17 protein-coding genes are annotated in these 16,727 nt (G+C 26.0%); 12 read left to right on the top strand and 5 right to left on the bottom strand.

Features of this window, described 5'->3' with window-relative positions; translation table 11 throughout:
* Nucleotides 1-136: 136 nt before the first annotated feature.
* Both BHAMNSH16_RS07120 and BHAMNSH16_RS07115 read left to right on the top strand, forming a co-directional pair.
* Nucleotides 137-1,012 (top strand): DMT family transporter, encoded by an 876-nt coding sequence (locus BHAMNSH16_RS07120; RefSeq protein ID WP_069731424.1) that lies wholly within the window; start codon nt 137-139, stop codon nt 1,010-1,012.
* A gap of 72 nt (nt 1,013-1,084) precedes the next feature.
* Entirely contained in the window at nt 1,085-1,966 is an 882-nt protein-coding gene (locus BHAMNSH16_RS07115) for a VIT1/CCC1 transporter family protein (RefSeq protein ID WP_008731634.1), read from the top strand.
* Between the two features lie 7 nt (nt 1,967-1,973).
* On the opposite strand, the gene BHAMNSH16_RS07110 is transcribed toward BHAMNSH16_RS07115, so the two are convergent.
* The 3 genes from BHAMNSH16_RS07110 to BHAMNSH16_RS07100 all read right to left on the bottom strand — a co-directional run bounded on the left by BHAMNSH16_RS07110 (nt 1,974) and on the right by BHAMNSH16_RS07100 (nt 5,335).
* A complete protein-coding gene (locus BHAMNSH16_RS07110; RefSeq protein ID WP_069731423.1) occupies nt 1,974-2,393 on the bottom strand; it encodes a hypothetical protein in 420 nt (139 codons plus the stop codon).
* Nucleotides 2,394-2,406: 13 nt separating this feature from the next.
* Nucleotides 2,407-2,937 (bottom strand): hypothetical protein, encoded by a 531-nt coding sequence (locus tag BHAMNSH16_RS07105; protein WP_008731633.1) that lies wholly within the window; start codon nt 2,935-2,937, stop codon nt 2,407-2,409.
* Nucleotides 2,938-3,745: 808 nt separating this feature from the next.
* The gene (locus tag BHAMNSH16_RS07100) at nt 3,746-5,335 is read right to left on the bottom strand and encodes an arginine--tRNA ligase (RefSeq protein WP_069731422.1); all 1,590 of its coding nucleotides are present in this window, start codon (nt 5,333-5,335) and stop codon (nt 3,746-3,748) included.
* Between the two features lie 244 nt (nt 5,336-5,579).
* Here BHAMNSH16_RS07100 and BHAMNSH16_RS07095 point away from each other — a divergent pair, with 244 nt between their 5' ends.
* A complete protein-coding gene (locus BHAMNSH16_RS07095) occupies nt 5,580-6,221 on the top strand; it encodes a hypothetical protein (protein WP_241033575.1) in 642 nt (213 codons plus the stop codon).
* Here BHAMNSH16_RS07095 and BHAMNSH16_RS07090 read toward each other — a convergent pair.
* The gene (locus tag BHAMNSH16_RS07090; RefSeq protein ID WP_008729932.1) at nt 6,210-7,175 is read right to left on the bottom strand and encodes a DNA-methyltransferase; all 966 of its coding nucleotides are present in this window, start codon (nt 7,173-7,175) and stop codon (nt 6,210-6,212) included. The two genes, BHAMNSH16_RS07095 and BHAMNSH16_RS07090, sit on opposite strands and share 12 nt — an antisense overlap.
* 161 nt (nt 7,176-7,336) lie before the next feature.
* On the opposite strand from BHAMNSH16_RS07090, the gene BHAMNSH16_RS07085 reads away from it, so the two are divergent.
* From BHAMNSH16_RS07085 to BHAMNSH16_RS07050, 9 genes are all read left to right on the top strand, one after another.
* A complete protein-coding gene (locus tag BHAMNSH16_RS07085; RefSeq protein WP_008729930.1) occupies nt 7,337-8,359 on the top strand; it encodes a GGDEF domain-containing response regulator in 1,023 nt (340 codons plus the stop codon).
* Between the two features lie 9 nt (nt 8,360-8,368).
* Nucleotides 8,369-8,959 carry an L-threonylcarbamoyladenylate synthase gene (locus BHAMNSH16_RS07080; RefSeq protein ID WP_008729928.1) on the top strand — a complete coding sequence of 197 codons (591 nt, stop codon included), beginning with the start codon at nt 8,369-8,371 and terminating at the stop codon, nt 8,957-8,959.
* Nucleotides 8,960-9,147: 188 nt separating this feature from the next.
* A complete protein-coding gene (locus BHAMNSH16_RS07075) occupies nt 9,148-9,531 on the top strand; it encodes a hypothetical protein (protein WP_008729926.1) in 384 nt (127 codons plus the stop codon).
* Nucleotides 9,532-9,544: 13 nt separating this feature from the next.
* Entirely contained in the window at nt 9,545-10,342 is a 798-nt protein-coding gene (locus BHAMNSH16_RS07070; RefSeq protein WP_008729924.1) for a hypothetical protein, read from the top strand.
* A gap of 23 nt (nt 10,343-10,365) precedes the next feature.
* Nucleotides 10,366-11,298 carry a hypothetical protein gene (locus tag BHAMNSH16_RS07065; RefSeq protein WP_069731421.1) on the top strand — a complete coding sequence of 311 codons (933 nt, stop codon included), beginning with the start codon at nt 10,366-10,368 and terminating at the stop codon, nt 11,296-11,298.
* A gap of 32 nt (nt 11,299-11,330) precedes the next feature.
* Nucleotides 11,331-12,668 carry a hypothetical protein gene (locus BHAMNSH16_RS07060; protein ID WP_069731420.1) on the top strand — a complete coding sequence of 446 codons (1,338 nt, stop codon included), beginning with the start codon at nt 11,331-11,333 and terminating at the stop codon, nt 12,666-12,668.
* A gap of 18 nt (nt 12,669-12,686) precedes the next feature.
* Nucleotides 12,687-13,628 carry a hypothetical protein gene (locus BHAMNSH16_RS07055; protein WP_069731419.1) on the top strand — a complete coding sequence of 314 codons (942 nt, stop codon included), beginning with the start codon at nt 12,687-12,689 and terminating at the stop codon, nt 13,626-13,628.
* Between the two features lie 16 nt (nt 13,629-13,644).
* Entirely contained in the window at nt 13,645-14,118 is a 474-nt protein-coding gene (locus BHAMNSH16_RS14540; protein ID WP_008726857.1) for a hypothetical protein, read from the top strand.
* 46 nt (nt 14,119-14,164) lie between these two features.
* On the top strand, nt 14,165-15,169 hold the full coding sequence (locus BHAMNSH16_RS07050) for an AAA family ATPase (protein ID WP_008726858.1): 1,005 nt from the start codon (nt 14,165-14,167) through the stop codon (nt 15,167-15,169).
* 94 nt (nt 15,170-15,263) lie between these two features.
* Here BHAMNSH16_RS07050 and BHAMNSH16_RS07045 read toward each other — a convergent pair whose 3' ends face one another.
* Nucleotides 15,264-16,673 carry an alanine/glycine:cation symporter family protein gene (locus BHAMNSH16_RS07045; RefSeq protein ID WP_008726859.1) on the bottom strand — a complete coding sequence of 470 codons (1,410 nt, stop codon included), beginning with the start codon at nt 16,671-16,673 and terminating at the stop codon, nt 15,264-15,266.
* Between the last annotated feature and the right edge of the window lie 54 nt (nt 16,674-16,727).

The following is a 16,727-nucleotide window of genomic DNA, read 5'->3' as shown; positions in this document are numbered from 1 at the left end:
TTTTATATGAGCTTATTAAAAAAATTGTACTGATGCTAAAAATTATAATAAAAAATATAAAGTAAAAATATAAATTGATTTTTATATTATTTTAATATAATATTTGCCGATATTCATAAACCAAAAGTAAATAACTATGATTAATGATTCGAATAATAATATAAAATTAGGTTCTTTATTTATAATATTTTCTGCTCTTTCATTTAGTATAATGGAAATAGCAGTAAAAATTTCAGGTTCTAATATACCAATAATGGAGCAGGTTTTTGCCCGTAATTTTATAACATTGTTTATAAGTGCTTTTATTATGATTAGAGATAAAGAAAAACTATTTCCTAATAAAAGCAATATCTTATCAATAGTATGCAGAAGTATTTCAGGATATTTAGGTATTATATGCTATTTTTATGCTACTAATAATATGGTTCTTGCTGATGCATCGGTACTTCAGAAAACATCTCCATTCTGGTCTAGTTTTTTTGCTTTTATTTTAATTAAAGAAAAAGTTCTAAAAATACAGTGGCTTGGAATGATTATTGCTGCAATAGGTTCTATATTTATAATAAAACCTACTATGAACTCAAATGTATTTCCTGCCGTTATTGCTTTGTCTGCTGCTATGTTTGCGGGTATATCTTATGCTATAATAGGATCTTTAAAAGGAAAAGAGAGTAATTCTTTAATAATATTTTATTTTTCTTTGTTTTCTTGTATATTTTCTTTATTTTTTGTCAATAGTTTTGTAGTACCTAATTTATTTGAAATATTATTGCTTTTGCTTATAGGAATATTTGCAGGATTTGGACAATTCTTTTTAACTGCAGCATATAAAAAGGCACCTGTTTCTGCTGTAAGTATATATAATTATACAGGTGTAATATTTTCATATATTTTCAGTGTGTTTTTATTTAAAGAAAGAGTAGATTTTTATTCTATAATAGGAATGATTCTTACAATATTTGCTGCATTATTAGTATATTTTTATAAAAATAAAATTTATATTAAAAATTAATTTATTAGTTAGTATATTTTTATTTCATATTATTATATAATAGATATATAAAATATTTTATTGGAAAAGAAAATGAGTAATAATATTTCTAAAAACACTATGAAGATTTTATTAGAGATGCAGCAAAATGAGGTAACTGAGCATGCTGTTTATTTAAATCTTGTAAAATTTGTAAAAAAAGAAGATGACAGAAAAATATTAGAAAGTATTGCAAAAGAAGAGTATGCTCATTCAAAGATACTAGAAAAGTATACAAATAAAAAATTAAAACCTCAAAGATTAAAAGTATTAAAATATTTTATACTAAGTTTCATATTAGGATACACATTTGTAATAAAGATAATGGAAGGCGGTGAGAAAAACGCTGAAAATATTTATTCAAGAATAGTATCAGAAGTACCTGATGCCAATAAAATAGCCTTTGATGAAGATGAGCATGAAAATAAACTTATATCTATATTAGATGAAGATAGGCTTAAATATGCAGGTTCTATGGTTTTAGGATTAAGCGATGCTTTAGTTGAGATAAGCGGTACATTGGCAGGTTTAAGTTTTGCTTTGCAAAATAACAAATTAGTAGCATTATCGGGAATTATAACAGGCATCTCTGCTACATTATCAATGGCTTCTTCTGAGTATTTATCTGCTAAAGCTGAAGGGGATAAAAACGCTTTTAAATCATGTTCATATACAGGAATAATGTATTTAATAACAGTAACACTCTTAATACTGCCTTATCTCATTTTTCCAAGCAATCATTATTTATATGCTTTGATTACTATGCTTTGTATAGTTGTATTTATAATATTTTTCTTTACATACTATATATCCGTTGCTAAAAGCCTTCCTTTCAAAAAGAGATTTATTGAGATGGCTGGAATTAGTTTAACTGTTGCAGGTATAAGTTTTTTAATAGGTCTTTTGGTAAAGCAGTTTTTAGGTATCGATATTTAAAAAATTATCAGCTTACTATATTTTCAAGCTCTTCTATGATATTGGATATTATTTCATTATATTCTTTGAACCAGCCGCTATTAGTGAGAGTATCCCAAATGCTGAATTTTAAATCCTTAGTATTTCCTGTATTATTATCTAAAAGTTTGGTATTAGAAAAGTTTACTATAAATTTGTCGTATTCTAAATGAAAGCTTATATCAAAACATAGAGAATTATTATTTACAACATTATTAGACACAAAAAATAAATATACTAATCCATTATCATAACTGCTGAATTTATTATTGGCAGCTTCATTTTTTACCCATTTTAGAATTTCTTTTCTTAAATTATTTCCTTTTAATTTGGTAGATACAAATATTTTCTGTTCGGCTACAGCTATTGTATGAATAATAAGTAAAAATATTAATACTGTTTTTTTCATTTAAAGTTTTATATTATAACTCTCTTATTGTAGATAAAATATTATTAATCTGTTTATATTGTCTTTTATAATCATTTTTTATCAAAGCAACCATAACCTGATGATAATAATTTTTTGTTTCCAAAGTATATAAAAGATAATGAACCAATGTATTTTCATAGTATGAATCAAATTCTGTTATATACATTTCTTTATTATTAATTTTTATTTTATTAGAAGATATAATATTTTCTCCATTCATTCCATTTAAAATACTTGTATTATATTCTTCCAAACCTATATTATTTAATTCATCTTTAGATTTCGAGAACATTATAAAACATATGCCTTTTTTATTATTTATAGCTTCCAAATTAGAATTTTCATTAAGCTCATTTTTTTCTTTAGACAATTTCCATTCATTATTAAATATAAAAGCAAATTTTCCGTCATAACTTTTGATAAAAAATTCGCCTTTGCTGTTTCTTTTTTTTAATACTATTAAAGCTGCTGAAACTGTGACGATTGTACTGCTTAAAATGATTAGAGGAAGTTTTTTGCCCATAGTAATCACCCCTATATTTTATTACTAATAATAGGCTATAACATTTTAGTTAAAAAATCAAGGAATTGTATAAAATTATTTCTTATTATAATAAAAAATATTTATATATAATTAACGCACGGTAAGAAGATTATAATATTTAATTTTTACTTTAGTTATAAATTGATTAAAAATATAATACCATCTATCGTGCGGTATATAAGCTATAAATTTAAATAAAACTTGGGCGGGTGCTAATAGGTGTAAATTAAATAACAAAATAATACAAAGCTAAAATTCAAACTGAAGTAATAATTTCTAAAGGGTGGGGAGCGAGAAAAAGTTTTTAAATTTTTGGCTTTATTCTAATTCCCACCCTATAGGCTTATTGTTTTATTTTGAAATTAATATTTTATTTGTCTTTCTATTTTTCTCTAACTTATTAATGCCCACCCAAGTGTTAATTAGGTTTTTAATCTTTACAACGCACGCAAGATTTTATTTTTAAACATGATTAAAATTGTATTGTTAATCGATTTATATTTAAGAATTTTGTTTACCGTGCGGTGAATAGACTGCAAATTTAAATTAGTTTGGGTGGGTGCTGTAATTACAGAAAAAGTTTTAAAGAAAAACAGTATAAAAATATCTTGAAATATTAAAAAGTATAGAGGGAGGGGTAGTGATAATAAAGTTTTAAAACTTAATTACATTTGCCCGCCCTTTATATTTAAAGTTCTATTATTATGATAACTTTCAGTTTTTTATAATCTGATTAGAGTTTATTAGCTGCCTACCCAAGTTTTTTTTAAATTTAAAAAATATATAATTATTCTTCAGACCACATTCTCTCTATTTTAGTTATTCCTATTATATCAAAGCATATACCAAGTATTTTTTTAACAGCTTTAATTAGAGTAAGTCTTTCCTGTCTTATTTCTGCATTTTCTTCTAGTACAATATTGTCGTAGTAAAATCTATGCAATGCACCAGCTATTTCATAAGTATAATTAATAAGAGTATAAACTTCTAAAGATTTAGCCGATTCATTTATTTCATCAGGGAATCTTAGTATTATTTTAGCAAGCTTTAAAGAGCTTTCATTAGCAATTTTTGAAATATCAAAAGGCTTATTATCATCATAAGACATATTTTTTTCTTCTAATTTAAAGAATATATTACAAATTCTAGCATAAGCATATTGAACATAATAAACAGGATTATCATTATCCTTTTTCTTAGCAAGCTCCAAATCAAAATCAAGAGAGCTTGAATATGAACGCATAAGTAAGAAATATCTAGTGGGATCAACCCCTATCTCATCAATAACATCTTCAAGACTAATCATGTCACCTGTTCTTTTGCTCATTCTAACAAGTTCATTTCCTCTGTAAAGACGAACTAACTGTCCTAGTATAACTTTCAAAGAAGCAGTATCCTTACTAACAGCCCTAACAGCAGCAGTGATTCTAGGTACATAACCATGATGATCAGCACCTAATATATCTATTAAATAATGATACCCTCTGTCGATTTTATTTTTATGATATGTAATGTCCGGAGCGAAGTATGTGTATGTTCCGTTACTTTTTTTTACAACCCTATCTTTATCATCTCCGTATTTAGTACTTCTAAACCAAACAGCATTATCCTCTTCAAATAAAAGCCCTTCCTTATCAAGAAAGTCCATAGTTTTTTCTAATTCTCCGCCTTCGCGTATTTTCAATTCAGATGCATAATTATCCATGTGGGTTCCGAATCTTTCTAATAATTTTTTTTGACTTTCTAGTATAATGTCTTTAGGTACTCCGTCCTGTTTTGCTATATCTTTTATATATTCGCCATGATAACCGTCTTCAGGTATTTCTCTTCCTTCTTTTAGTGCTTTAACACTTTCATTTAATTTAGTTATTTGTTCGCCGGCATCATTAACATAGAACTCCTGATAAACTTCATGTCCTGCATATTTAAGTATATTAGATAATGCACTTCCTATAGCAGCCCATCTTCCATGACCTATATGAAGAGGACCTGTTGGATTTGCACTTACATATTCTATTAAAATTTTCTTTTTATCTTCTGCTGTATTTTTTCCGTAGTTATCATTATTAATAAGGTCATTTATACATTCATTTATGTAGTTATATGATAAAGTTAAATTAATGAATCCCGGTTTTGCTGCTTCTATTTTGTCAAAATATTTTTTATATATTTTTTCAGCTATTTCATTTGCTATTTCTAAAGGGTTTTTCTTTAATACTTTAGCAAGTCTCATAGCAGCAGGGCAAGCATAATCACCGAATTTATCGTCTACTGCATATCCTATTTCTATATAAGATTCTATATTTTCAATATCAGTATTTTTTAAATATTCTTTTAAGGCTTCTTTTAGGATATTTGAGATAATTTTTTTAAGCATACGCTCTCCTGTTGATATTATATGAAAAGTAGTATATAGAGTATATCAAAGATTAGAAGTTCTGCAAGCATAATTTTGAATTATTAAAAAATTATTAAAAAGTGTAAAAGTTAGATTATTAAAAATCCGATTTTCATAATATATTAATAATTAAGGATAAAAAATGAGTAATGAAGAAATAGAAAAAATATAGCAAATAATAGTATATCATTATAATAAATATCTAGCTGATAAAGGTGTTGAATTGCCTGCTTTAAAAGATAAGAATGGATATACTAAAAATGCTTTGGTTTTAGTTAGATTAGCAAAAAATTATCCGAATACAGATATAGTATCAAAATCTGAATTGACAGATTTCATAAAACAGTATTATCCTGATGTTGTAGATGTGCAGCAGGGAAGACATTTATCTATGCAAAAAGGTTGGAATATAATTTCAGGAACTAGGGGAGATAGCAGTTACAATATTCCTTCTGGATCTTATAAACTTATAGATTTAGAAAATTCGTATCCTGCTTTTTCTTCAAAAAGGAGAGAAGGATTTTCAGGTGATTGGGAAAAAATAAAGGAGCATTATGGTTATTGCTGTGCTACTTGTGGTTCAAAAGAAGGAGAGGAGCATTTATTTAGAAAAGGTGTTAAAGTAAGTTTACAGAAAGGACATATGAATCCTGCTTTACCTTTAGAGGAAGGAAATATTATTCCTCAATGTCAAATTTGCAACAGACCTGATAGAAATAAATGGATTTATGATAAGACAGGAAGAGTTATTGGAGTTGCTAATACAGAAGATGGTTTTAGAATAGTGGAAAAGTTTATAAAAAATTCATCAGAGGAAACTAATGAGAAATTATTTAAGTTGCTTATTAAAATATTAAAAAAGTGATTTTTGAGATACTTCTTTTTCTAATCTATTTTTTGCAATATCAAAATATTTTTTTTCTATTTCGTATCCTATAAAATTACGGTTATTCATAAGAGCAGCAAGTGCATGAGAGCCGCTTCCCACAAAAGGATCTAATACTGTTTGACCTTCTCTTGTAAAAAGTCTAATCAGATGTGAAATTAAATGCACTGGTTTTACAGTCATATGTTCAATCTTTTCATCTGTTTCATTTTTTCTTATCTTTTTAGATACTTCCATAACAGTACCGGGAAATTTACCGTCTAAAGATTCATTTGTATTCATTAAACCTACTTGATATTTTTCCCAATTTTCAACGAATGTTCCTTCTCTTGGTTTTTGAGCTAAAACCATAGGTTCCATTTGAGGTTTAAGCTGGGGAGTTTTAAGTCCTTTAAGTTCAGCAATGAGTTTTTCTTTTTCTTCTTCTGTTTTATTTTTATCTTTTTTTATGAAATGATCCTGAGAAAATGCTTTAGCCTGTCCCTCATATTTCCAAGCCATTAAATCTCTAATTTCAAAACCTGCTAAATCTAAAGCCATAGCTGTTCTATGATATAATCTTCCTTGAGAAAATATTATACAAAATCCGCCGGGCTTTAATATTCTAAAAAAATCCTGACATATAGGTTCTAAAAATTTTTGAAGATTTTCACCTTGTTTTCTGTCAAATTTCATTCCGGCTGGTATTCCGACTATTACATTGGAGTATTTACTTCTTCTTTTTAATTCTCCGTCATTCCAATTATTATCCATTCCGTCAATAAAATATGGGGGATCTGTTACTATGAAATCTATATTATTGTCAGGTATTTTTTTTAAACCTTCACGGCAGTCATTATTAAATATATAGTAACTGCTATCTTCATTATTTTTATGACAATAATCGTCTTTATTTGATTTTAATGAGTTTTCTATAATTTTATCCAAATTCATATATGTATCCGTATCTTTACTAGATTATATAAATATAAACAAAATTTGTCAAAATGTTAATATATCTTTTATAGCTTCATACCTATTTTTTATTTAATAAATTCTATAAATTTACGATACTTTAATATAAGAATTTATATATTTTGAAGATGTAATTAATTATGAATGAGAATATTTTAGTAGTAGAGCATAGAGCAGACCTTTTAGACAGGTTTGTTGATCTATTAAGAGGAAGACATTATAATCCGATAGCAACAAAATCCAGATCTCAGGCAGTTAATATTTCCAATGAAAGTACATTGGATTTAATACTTTTAGATGCAGATATAGGGGACTCGCAAGGTTTGCAGCTTCTTGATACTTTTAAAAATCAGGAATCTACTAAAGGAACTCCTGTAATTCTTTTAAGTACGCCGTATAGAAAAATGGAGTTTATAGAAGAAGCTATAAATTTAGGTATTGACGGACTTATATTTATTCCATTTGATGAGATGGAGCTTGTAGTAAGAGTTAATAGCTGTTTGAAATATAGAAGACTTTATTTAGAACATCAGAAATTAATTAAACAGGCAGATTATCTTCAGAATTCTTTAAATGATATGACAGAAGTTTCTAATAGAAATTATCAGTCATATAAAGATGCTCAGAAAAAATATGATGATATACTTAATGTAGATTTAGAAACAGGGCTTTGGAATAAAAAAGAGTTTTATGAGCAGTTTACAAGGCTTCTTTATGAGACAGTAAGGCATGAAGAAACTATAGTGCTTGCATGCTTTTGTATAGACGGGCTTGATAGTATTATAAGCGAGTATGGAATCATAGCTGCTGAAGAAATAATGCTTAAGTTTACAGAGGTTCTTAAAAAAACAACAAGAAGAGAAGATATTCTGGCAAGATTTGATAATAATCAGTTTATGGTTGCTTTCAATAGAATGAATATAAAATTATATGATAAGAAGATTGAAGAAATAAAAAGTTTTGTTGATAAAAATGAACTTGAATACAATGGCGTTATAATTAAATACACAATATCTGTTGGCATATCATACACAGCATATAAAAAGAATTATCATATAGAGGGTATGGAAAAAGAAATAGCTCCTGTATTACTAGCACTTCATAATGCTAAAAGGAGAGGATTTGCAAGTTTATTTGTACATCCTACACTTATTAAAAGGTAATAATTATTTATGATAATTAATCTTGAAAAAAATAATTTAGAAAGTTTAGAGTATGCTGCTAATGAGGTTATAAAAGTTATTAATGAAGGCGGAATAGTAGTTTCCCCAACAGATACAGTTTATGGAATGCTTGCCGATGCTTTTAATACTGATGCTGTAAATAGAATATATTCCATAAAAGAAAGAGAAAAAAATAAGCCTCTTTTAATACTGTCAAAAAATTTAGAAAGTGTGAAAAAATTCTCAAATAAAGAAGTACCTGAAATCATAAAAAAAAATATACCGGGTGAATTAACTTTTATCATGCCTCTTTTAGATGAATTAAAAAATCAATTCTCATATTTGAAAGATACGGTAGCTTTAAGAATACCTAACGATAAATATATGCAGCTTATACTAAAAGGAACTAATCCTTTGGTAGCTCCTTCCGCCAATCCTAGCGGTTACGGTATTATACTTGACGGCAATGAATTAGCAGGGCTTTATAAAGACAAAGCTGACTTAATAATTAATGCCGGTATATTAGAAAATAAGATGCCTTCAACACTTTATGACTGCTTAGAAAATAAAGTTCTTCGTCAGGGTTATGTTCATTTGTAATTATATATTTTCATTTAATAAATTGTATTATAAATATAATATTGTAAAAAATTTTTGTCTAATAAATTCCCCAAGTGTTATTTATATAATAATGCTTGGGGTTTTTATTTTTAAAATACATTAAAACTTGAGTTTTAGCATTATTTAATATATACTTAAATATAATAATCATTATAAAGGAGGTTTTTATGTCAGAAAAAATAAACACTGAAGAGTTTAAAAAAATTATGGCTGATATACTTGAAGGCTATGAGAAACTAGAAAATAAACAGGATTTAGATACATATTTGCAAGAAAAACTAAAAGAGTATGAAGTGGGAGAAAGCGAAGAAGAGAGAAAATCTATAATATCTAAGTTTGGTACTACATTAAATGGCATAGCAGATAAATTCAAAAGCCTTATTAATTTTAAGAAAAAAGGAAAGTCAACTTCTCAATGGCTTGAACAAGATTTGCAGGAAAGTATGAAAGATTTGAATGAAGAGGATAAATCTATAATAATGGCTGGTGTGGAATATGCTCTTAAAGAAACTCAGTCTAAATATATAAATGAATATGAAAAGAAAAATTAATTAAGGAGAAATTATGGAAAATTCAAATAAAAGTAATAGATACGATTTAACTGATGATTATGAGAGAGAGAAATTATTCCAGGACATAATGGAAGATATTAAAAACTTTACATTGTTTGGAATTTTAGATGATGAATCATTTGAGATAAATGGAATTAATGGAGAGAAAAAATCTTTGAATGATTTTATGAAATCTGAGATAGACAGTGAAAATGATATTAATATGAAAAAATTATTTTCCACTATAATGTATATAGCCTCAAAAAAAGGAGTATTAGGAGATAGTTTCAAAGAAAAGACAGAAGATGAAATTGCCCATATAGTTGATGGTTATTTAATAGCTGTAAAATTAGCATATAAAGTTGGAAAAGGTGAAATTGAGGCCGATGAATATGTTGCTGCGGTTATAGATAGAAATGCAGCAGGACTTGCTTTTTTGGTAAAGGAAAAGATAAGAATAGCCATTGAAAACACTATGGAGAAAGCAGGAGAAGTTGCTGGTGCTGCAGTTTTTAAAGTTGCTGAGAAATTTGCATCTTATAATATTCCATTAGCAGCACCCATATTGAAGAGTATAGTTTCTATATCCGAACCTGCTGTAAAAAAAATATGCGGTATGGTAGGAAAACTCATAGGTCAGTTTGCTGGAAATATTATTGCTGAAGCTATTGATTTGGGAGTAAAAACCATAAATAAATATGTTAAGCCTCTTATAAAAAAAGCTTTTGAAAAAGGAAAAGAAGCAGTTAACTGGGCAAAAGAAAAACTAGAATACGGAATAAATTTGGTAAAAGAAAAAATTTTTAATTAAAACTAAAGGAAAAATAAAATATTATGAGTGAAATAGGAATTAATTCTATGCTAGATACTATTGATGATATTAAAACAAATAAATTAAAATTTAATCTTTTAATAGGCGGTAAAGAATGCAGAACTTTAGAAGAAGTTAAAGAGAATTTTAATATTGATGACATAAAAAAATATTATGATTCGGATTTATTAGAGAGATGGCTTTTAAATAATGATTATAAAGATTTATGTTCTAAAATTCAAGCATTAAAATCAAAATATATTTTTGATCATACGATTGGTCCTTTGAAGGCACATCCGGTAATGCTAGTTAATGTAAAACAAGAACTTAAAGATACATTTTTTCCAGAATATAAAAAGGATAAAATATTTCCAGCATTTACTATATCATATTATGATGATCACTATAATTACAATGATTATAAAAATTATTCTACAGCAGATGAGTATTTTTATAATTATAAAAAGATAGTAAATGTTATTATTAATGATAGTACTGACTATATAAAATCATATATAGATTTGCTTGCAGAAAGGTACAGTTATTTTTTTTATTATGATTATAAAAATTTTATAAAGAAGATAATGGAGAATAAAAATTATTATGCATTATTTTGTATGTTTTATAATGATTTTATGAGATACTATTTAAAAGAAGATGATAATGTATCAAATTTTATTAATGAAAAAATTATAAAAAATATATCAGAAAAAGTAAACAATGATTTTAGTTATGTAAAATACTATTCAAAAAGCGAAAGTAATTCTGATGGTCATTTTATAGAAATATCAAATAAAGAATGTATTATTTTATATATAGAAAATGCATCTGTTACAAGTATTAATAATAAAGAAAAGGTATACAATAAAGATAAAATAAACAATAAATTCATAAAAATTAACGGAATAAGATATAATTGGCAATATAATAATAAAATAGTTTATATAGAAATGTAAGTATTATCAGATTATTTATTTGGAGAATAAAAATGAAAAAGGTCAGAAATATTCCTTTAATACTTGGAGATAAAAAATTTTCTAATATAGAAGATTTAAAGAATGATTTCAATGTTAATGATATACTTTCAAGTTATAAAAATGGTAATTTGAAAATATGGCTTTCTCATAAATATAATGATTTAGCTCAAGAATTAAAAAAAATAGATGAATCAGAAAGTCCAAAAAAAATAATAGAAGATATTATAAGAATATTTTTTAAAGATGATGAAAATTTAGAGGCAATAGTAAAAGATGCATGCTTTATTGTAGAGAATACTGTTGATATAAAAAATAAAAATATAGAATCAGAGCTAGAAGATTATATTAATCAATATAATTCAATAAATGATAGTTTGTTTAGTTTTGAAATAGCAATAGATGATTATGAGAATATAAAAAACGCAGTAGGAATATTGTATTATGGAAATAATGGCTTATTTAATTATTATTATGAAGATTTTTTCTATAAATTTTATAATAAAAAAAATTATTATGTAATATTATCTATTTTGGCTAATGAAGATATTAGAAGAATATTTCTGCAAAATGAAAAAATAAAATCAGATATAGATAAAATGTTTACTCATAAAAAAGAACATAAATATAATTTTAAACAATTTAAAGAAAATTTAAATAGATATGGTTTTCCATTATATCTTACTGTAACACCTGCATTTAGTTTTTTTAACAATAATATAGATAAAGTTCATAATGAAAGTAAATATGAATTAATTAGGGACTGTTGCCAATTTGTTAATAATAATTTTGCAAAGGAAGTAGATAATTATATTTTTGATTTATTAGGAGATGATATAGAGCTTATAAAGGCTGATGATTATGCAAGATGTATAAATAATAATATTATTAACAATAAAGATATGTTTAAAGATATTCATTCAGATATAAAAACTGTAATTATAAATAATTTTGGTGTAGATGATATAGATACATTACAAAATAAAATCATTAGTACACTTGAAAAATATATAAAAGATACAGTTAAGTATATTGGAGAATATCTTGGAGAAAAAACAGGTATAAAACATTTATTTGATTTTTATGAATTTAGAATATTTGAAGTGGAGATTTCAAATTTTTATTGGTTAAAAAATATAAAAATATATAAAGAATATACAGAAGATAATTTTAAAACTGTAACAGATAAAAAATGTCTTATACTTCATTTGGATAAAAACGCTGTAATAAAAAGTTTGGATAATGATAAAGAATATGATATAGATTCAGTTAATGGTTATTTTCCTATTTTTAACGGCATTAATTATAAAGGAAATAAACATTATAATGAGCTGGTTTATATGGAGATTTAATATTTAAGGAGTAATTTTATGAAGCAGATTAAATTCAATATTATGTCTGGAAATGTTCATTGCAGAAACATAAGTGATTTAAAAGAAAATTTTAATATTCATGATGTTTTGAATGCATTTGAAAATGGAATATTAGAAAAATGGTTTTTATCTCAGAAATTAGATGATATTTATAATAAGGTTTTAAGTATAGATAAGTTGGCAAGTGATTCTCAAAAGTTAGAAAGTTTAATAAAAATTATTTATGAAGATGAAAACGAAGATTTTATTAATAATATTTGCCGTGATGCTTTATCAGTAATTGATTATGAGAGCGGAAGAAAATCAGAGCTTGAAAATATTAATAATTTTAATATAGAAAAAGAAAAAATCATTGATTCTTATTTTAAAGAGTATGATGATTTAATACAGCATATAATAGATAATAAGAAAAATTATGATATTGTAAAAGAAGGAGTAAGGATAATATCGGATAAATTTTACAATATATTCAAATATAGCTATGTAGATGTATTTAATAAATTTAAAGAAAGCAGATGTCTTTTTGGTATACTATCAGTTTTGGCAAATGAAAATATAAGAATGTATCTTGAAGAATTTAAATATGATATTCAAAAAATGGTAGCTGGTGACATTCAACAATCATATTTTTCTCCTGGGTGGGAAAAAGAAGAATATGCATATTTAAGTGAAAAATTAAAATTTTATAGTGCCTTTGATACTAAAGGTGAATTTTATACTTTAACAGATAAAAAAAGTTTAATATTATTTTTTGCTCAATACTCTGATAATGCTCTTATAATGGATTCTATAGATAGTAATAAATGCTTTAAAGTTTTATTTGGCTATCATTGGCAATTGTGTCCTATATTAAATGGTATAAAATATAGAAATGACTATAATGCTAAAGTTGAAAAAAATACTAATGAAAAAAATACTTTAGTTTATATGGAGATTTAATATTTAAGGAGAATTTATGAAAAAAGAAAATAAAAAAGATTTAAAAAATGATATTTTATCTTATGTTGATGCTTTAAGACCTATTATTTATATTAATCATTTTGATTTTGAGAAGATTGATAAAATAATTTTTGATGCTTCAACTGAAGAAAATTATAAAGTTTATGAATGGCTGAACAGTGAGCTTATTTATGAGTGGGCTAAAAATGAAGATAGAATAATTAAAAACTATAAAAGTGAAAATGATATAAAATCTTTTTTGAAACAATATCATAAAACATCGCAAAAATGTTTCATAGTATTAAAAAATATTAATGAATATTTAAAAGATCCTGAAGTTATGTCTTGGATTTTGGATATTTGCCGTGAAATAATAGAAAAAGATGATTATAATGTAACACTTTTTATAGTATCTCCTATATTTTATTTACCAAAAGAAATAGAAAAATATACTGCCGTTTATAGATATACCTTTTCCAACAGAAGATGATATTAATTTTATATTAGATGAATATATAAAAGCATACGGTTTGGAAATGAAAGATACAGAAAAATTAGAGATTATATCTTCACTTAAAGGACTAAGCGAATTTGAAATTAAACAGATATTAAATTTAGCCTATAATAAAGGAGGCTCTTTATCTTTAGAAGATAAAACTTTTATATTAAAAGAAAAAGAACAGATAATAAAAAAATCAGGCATTATAGAAATGGTAAATGATGAAAGCAGTCTTGATGATATAGGCGGGCTTGACAATTTAAAAGATTATATTAGAAATAAGGAATATATATTTAAGAATTTAGGAAAGGCAATTAAATTCGGAGTGGATATTCCAAAAGGTATTTTACTTGTAGGGCTTCCGGGATGCGGAAAATCTTTAGCTTCAAAAGCAATAGCCAATATTTTTAAAATGCCTCTTTTAAGGCTTGATATCGGTAAGTTAATGGGTAAATATGTGGGAGAGAGTGAAGAGAATTTAAGAGAGGCAATAAAAATATCTGAGGCAGTCGCCCCTTGTGTTTTATGGATTGATGAAATTGAAAAGGCTTTTGCTGGTATTGGCGGAACAGGAGGTGCAAGCGATATAACTACTAGGCTTTTGGGATATATACTTACATGGCTTCAGGAAAAAAAATCTGCTGTTTATGTTGTTGCTACCTCAAATGATATCAATTCACTTCCTTCAGAGTTTTTTAGAAAGGGAAGGTTTGATGAAACATTTAGATTGGATCTCCCTAATGCCAAAGAAAGAAAAGAGATTTTTGAGCTTCATCTAAAGAAAAGAAATCAGGATATTTCAAAATTGGATATTATTAGTATTCTTGATAAAACAGAAGGTTATTCTGGTGCTGATATTGAAGCTGTTGTCAAGTATGCCATAGAGAAATGTTTTGTAGAAGGTTGCAAAAGACTAGAAAAAAAATATTTGGAAGATGCTTTATCAGAGATTAAAGGAATATCAAAAGTATTTGAAGATAAACTGAAAAAGATGAAAGAGAATTTGGATAAATACTATATGAAAGATGCTTCTAAAAAATAGCATATATTTTTATGATATTAAAAATAAAGGGCTTTACTTTTAATCAAGTGTAAGCCCTTATTTAATTTATTACTATTAATCAATTTTTTTACAATTAATTTTTATTATCCCATTGGGTGATAGCATCATCATTTTTTAGTTCTTCAATTATATCTTTACTAAATTTAGGTTCTTTATGTTCTTTTAATTGACTTACATAATGTTTAGTAAGCAGGTATACAGGTTTATTAAGTATCACCATAACTATAATATTCAATAAAGCCATAAATCCCATAAACATATCTCCTGCACCCCATATAGTTTTGAATTCAGCTAATGAACCAGCAAATACCATTACTATAGTCATAAGCCCAACTATTATATAAGATATAAAATTATCTTTTACAGCAGCTGCACCTGTTTTTATATAGAAAAAATTTCCTAGTATAGAACTGTAAGAGAAAAACAATATACATACAGTAATAAATATAGAACCGAAACTTCCCAAATGAGATTCCATAGCATATTGGAATAAATTAATACCTTCTATATTTTTAACTTCTTTCATAGCTTCCGGAGATAATAGAAGTATGAATCCCGAAATAGAACATATTAATATAGTATCAGTAAATACTGAGAACATCTGTATTAAACCCTGTTTACAAGGATGAGAAGTATGAGCAGCAGCAGCGGCATGCGGAGCCCCTCCCATACCTGCCTCATTTGAGAATAAACCTCTTTTTAATCCGTTTGAAATTGTAATTCCTATAGCACCTCCAAAAACAGCACTAGGCTTAAATGCCTGTACAAATATATTTTGAAATACTGAAGGTACTGAAGGCAAATTAGTAAAAAATATAAAAAGTCCCATTAATATATAAGGTATTGCCATAACAGGTACTATGAATACGCAGGCATGAGTTATAGTATCTCTTTTTTTACTGAATAATATTATTCCTGTAATTACTGTTAATATAATAGCAGTTATAATAAATGATACATTATATTTTGATAAAGCACTTGATATTGTATTGGCCTGAACGCCATTAAAAGTTGTATATGTGAATATCATACATAAAGCAAATAATACTGCTATTACAGGTTTTTTTAATTTGCTTTTTATATAAAAAGAAGCCCCTCCTATAAATTTTCCTTGAGAATCTTTTTCTTTATAAAGCTGAGCTAATGTACTTTCCGAAAAAGCTAAACTTCCGCCTAAAATAGCCATTATCCACATCCAAAATAAAGCTCCCGGTCCTCCTGCAGATACAGCTCCCATAACCCCTGTAATATTTCCTGTACCAACTCTTGAAGCGGTACTTATACAAAAACTTACAAATCCTGGAATTCCGTCTCCTTTTTCATGCTTTGAAAATAAAAGTTTTAAAGCATGTATAGAATGAGAAATTTGTATACCTCTTAATCTTATGGTAAAGAAAACAGAAATAACAAAAAATACAGCAAGAAGAAGATAACCATACATTACATTATTAGTATTTGTTATTATACTATTAATAATTTTCATTTTTTTCCCTTTTTTTATATAAAATATTTTCTATAGCTACAGAATTATACAGTA

The organism is Brachyspira hampsonii (assembly GCF_002214805.1).
GTDB classification, from domain to species: Bacteria; Spirochaetota; Brachyspiria; order Brachyspirales; family Brachyspiraceae; genus Brachyspira; species Brachyspira hampsonii.
This window is presented reverse-complemented; position numbering and strand designations above follow the sequence as displayed.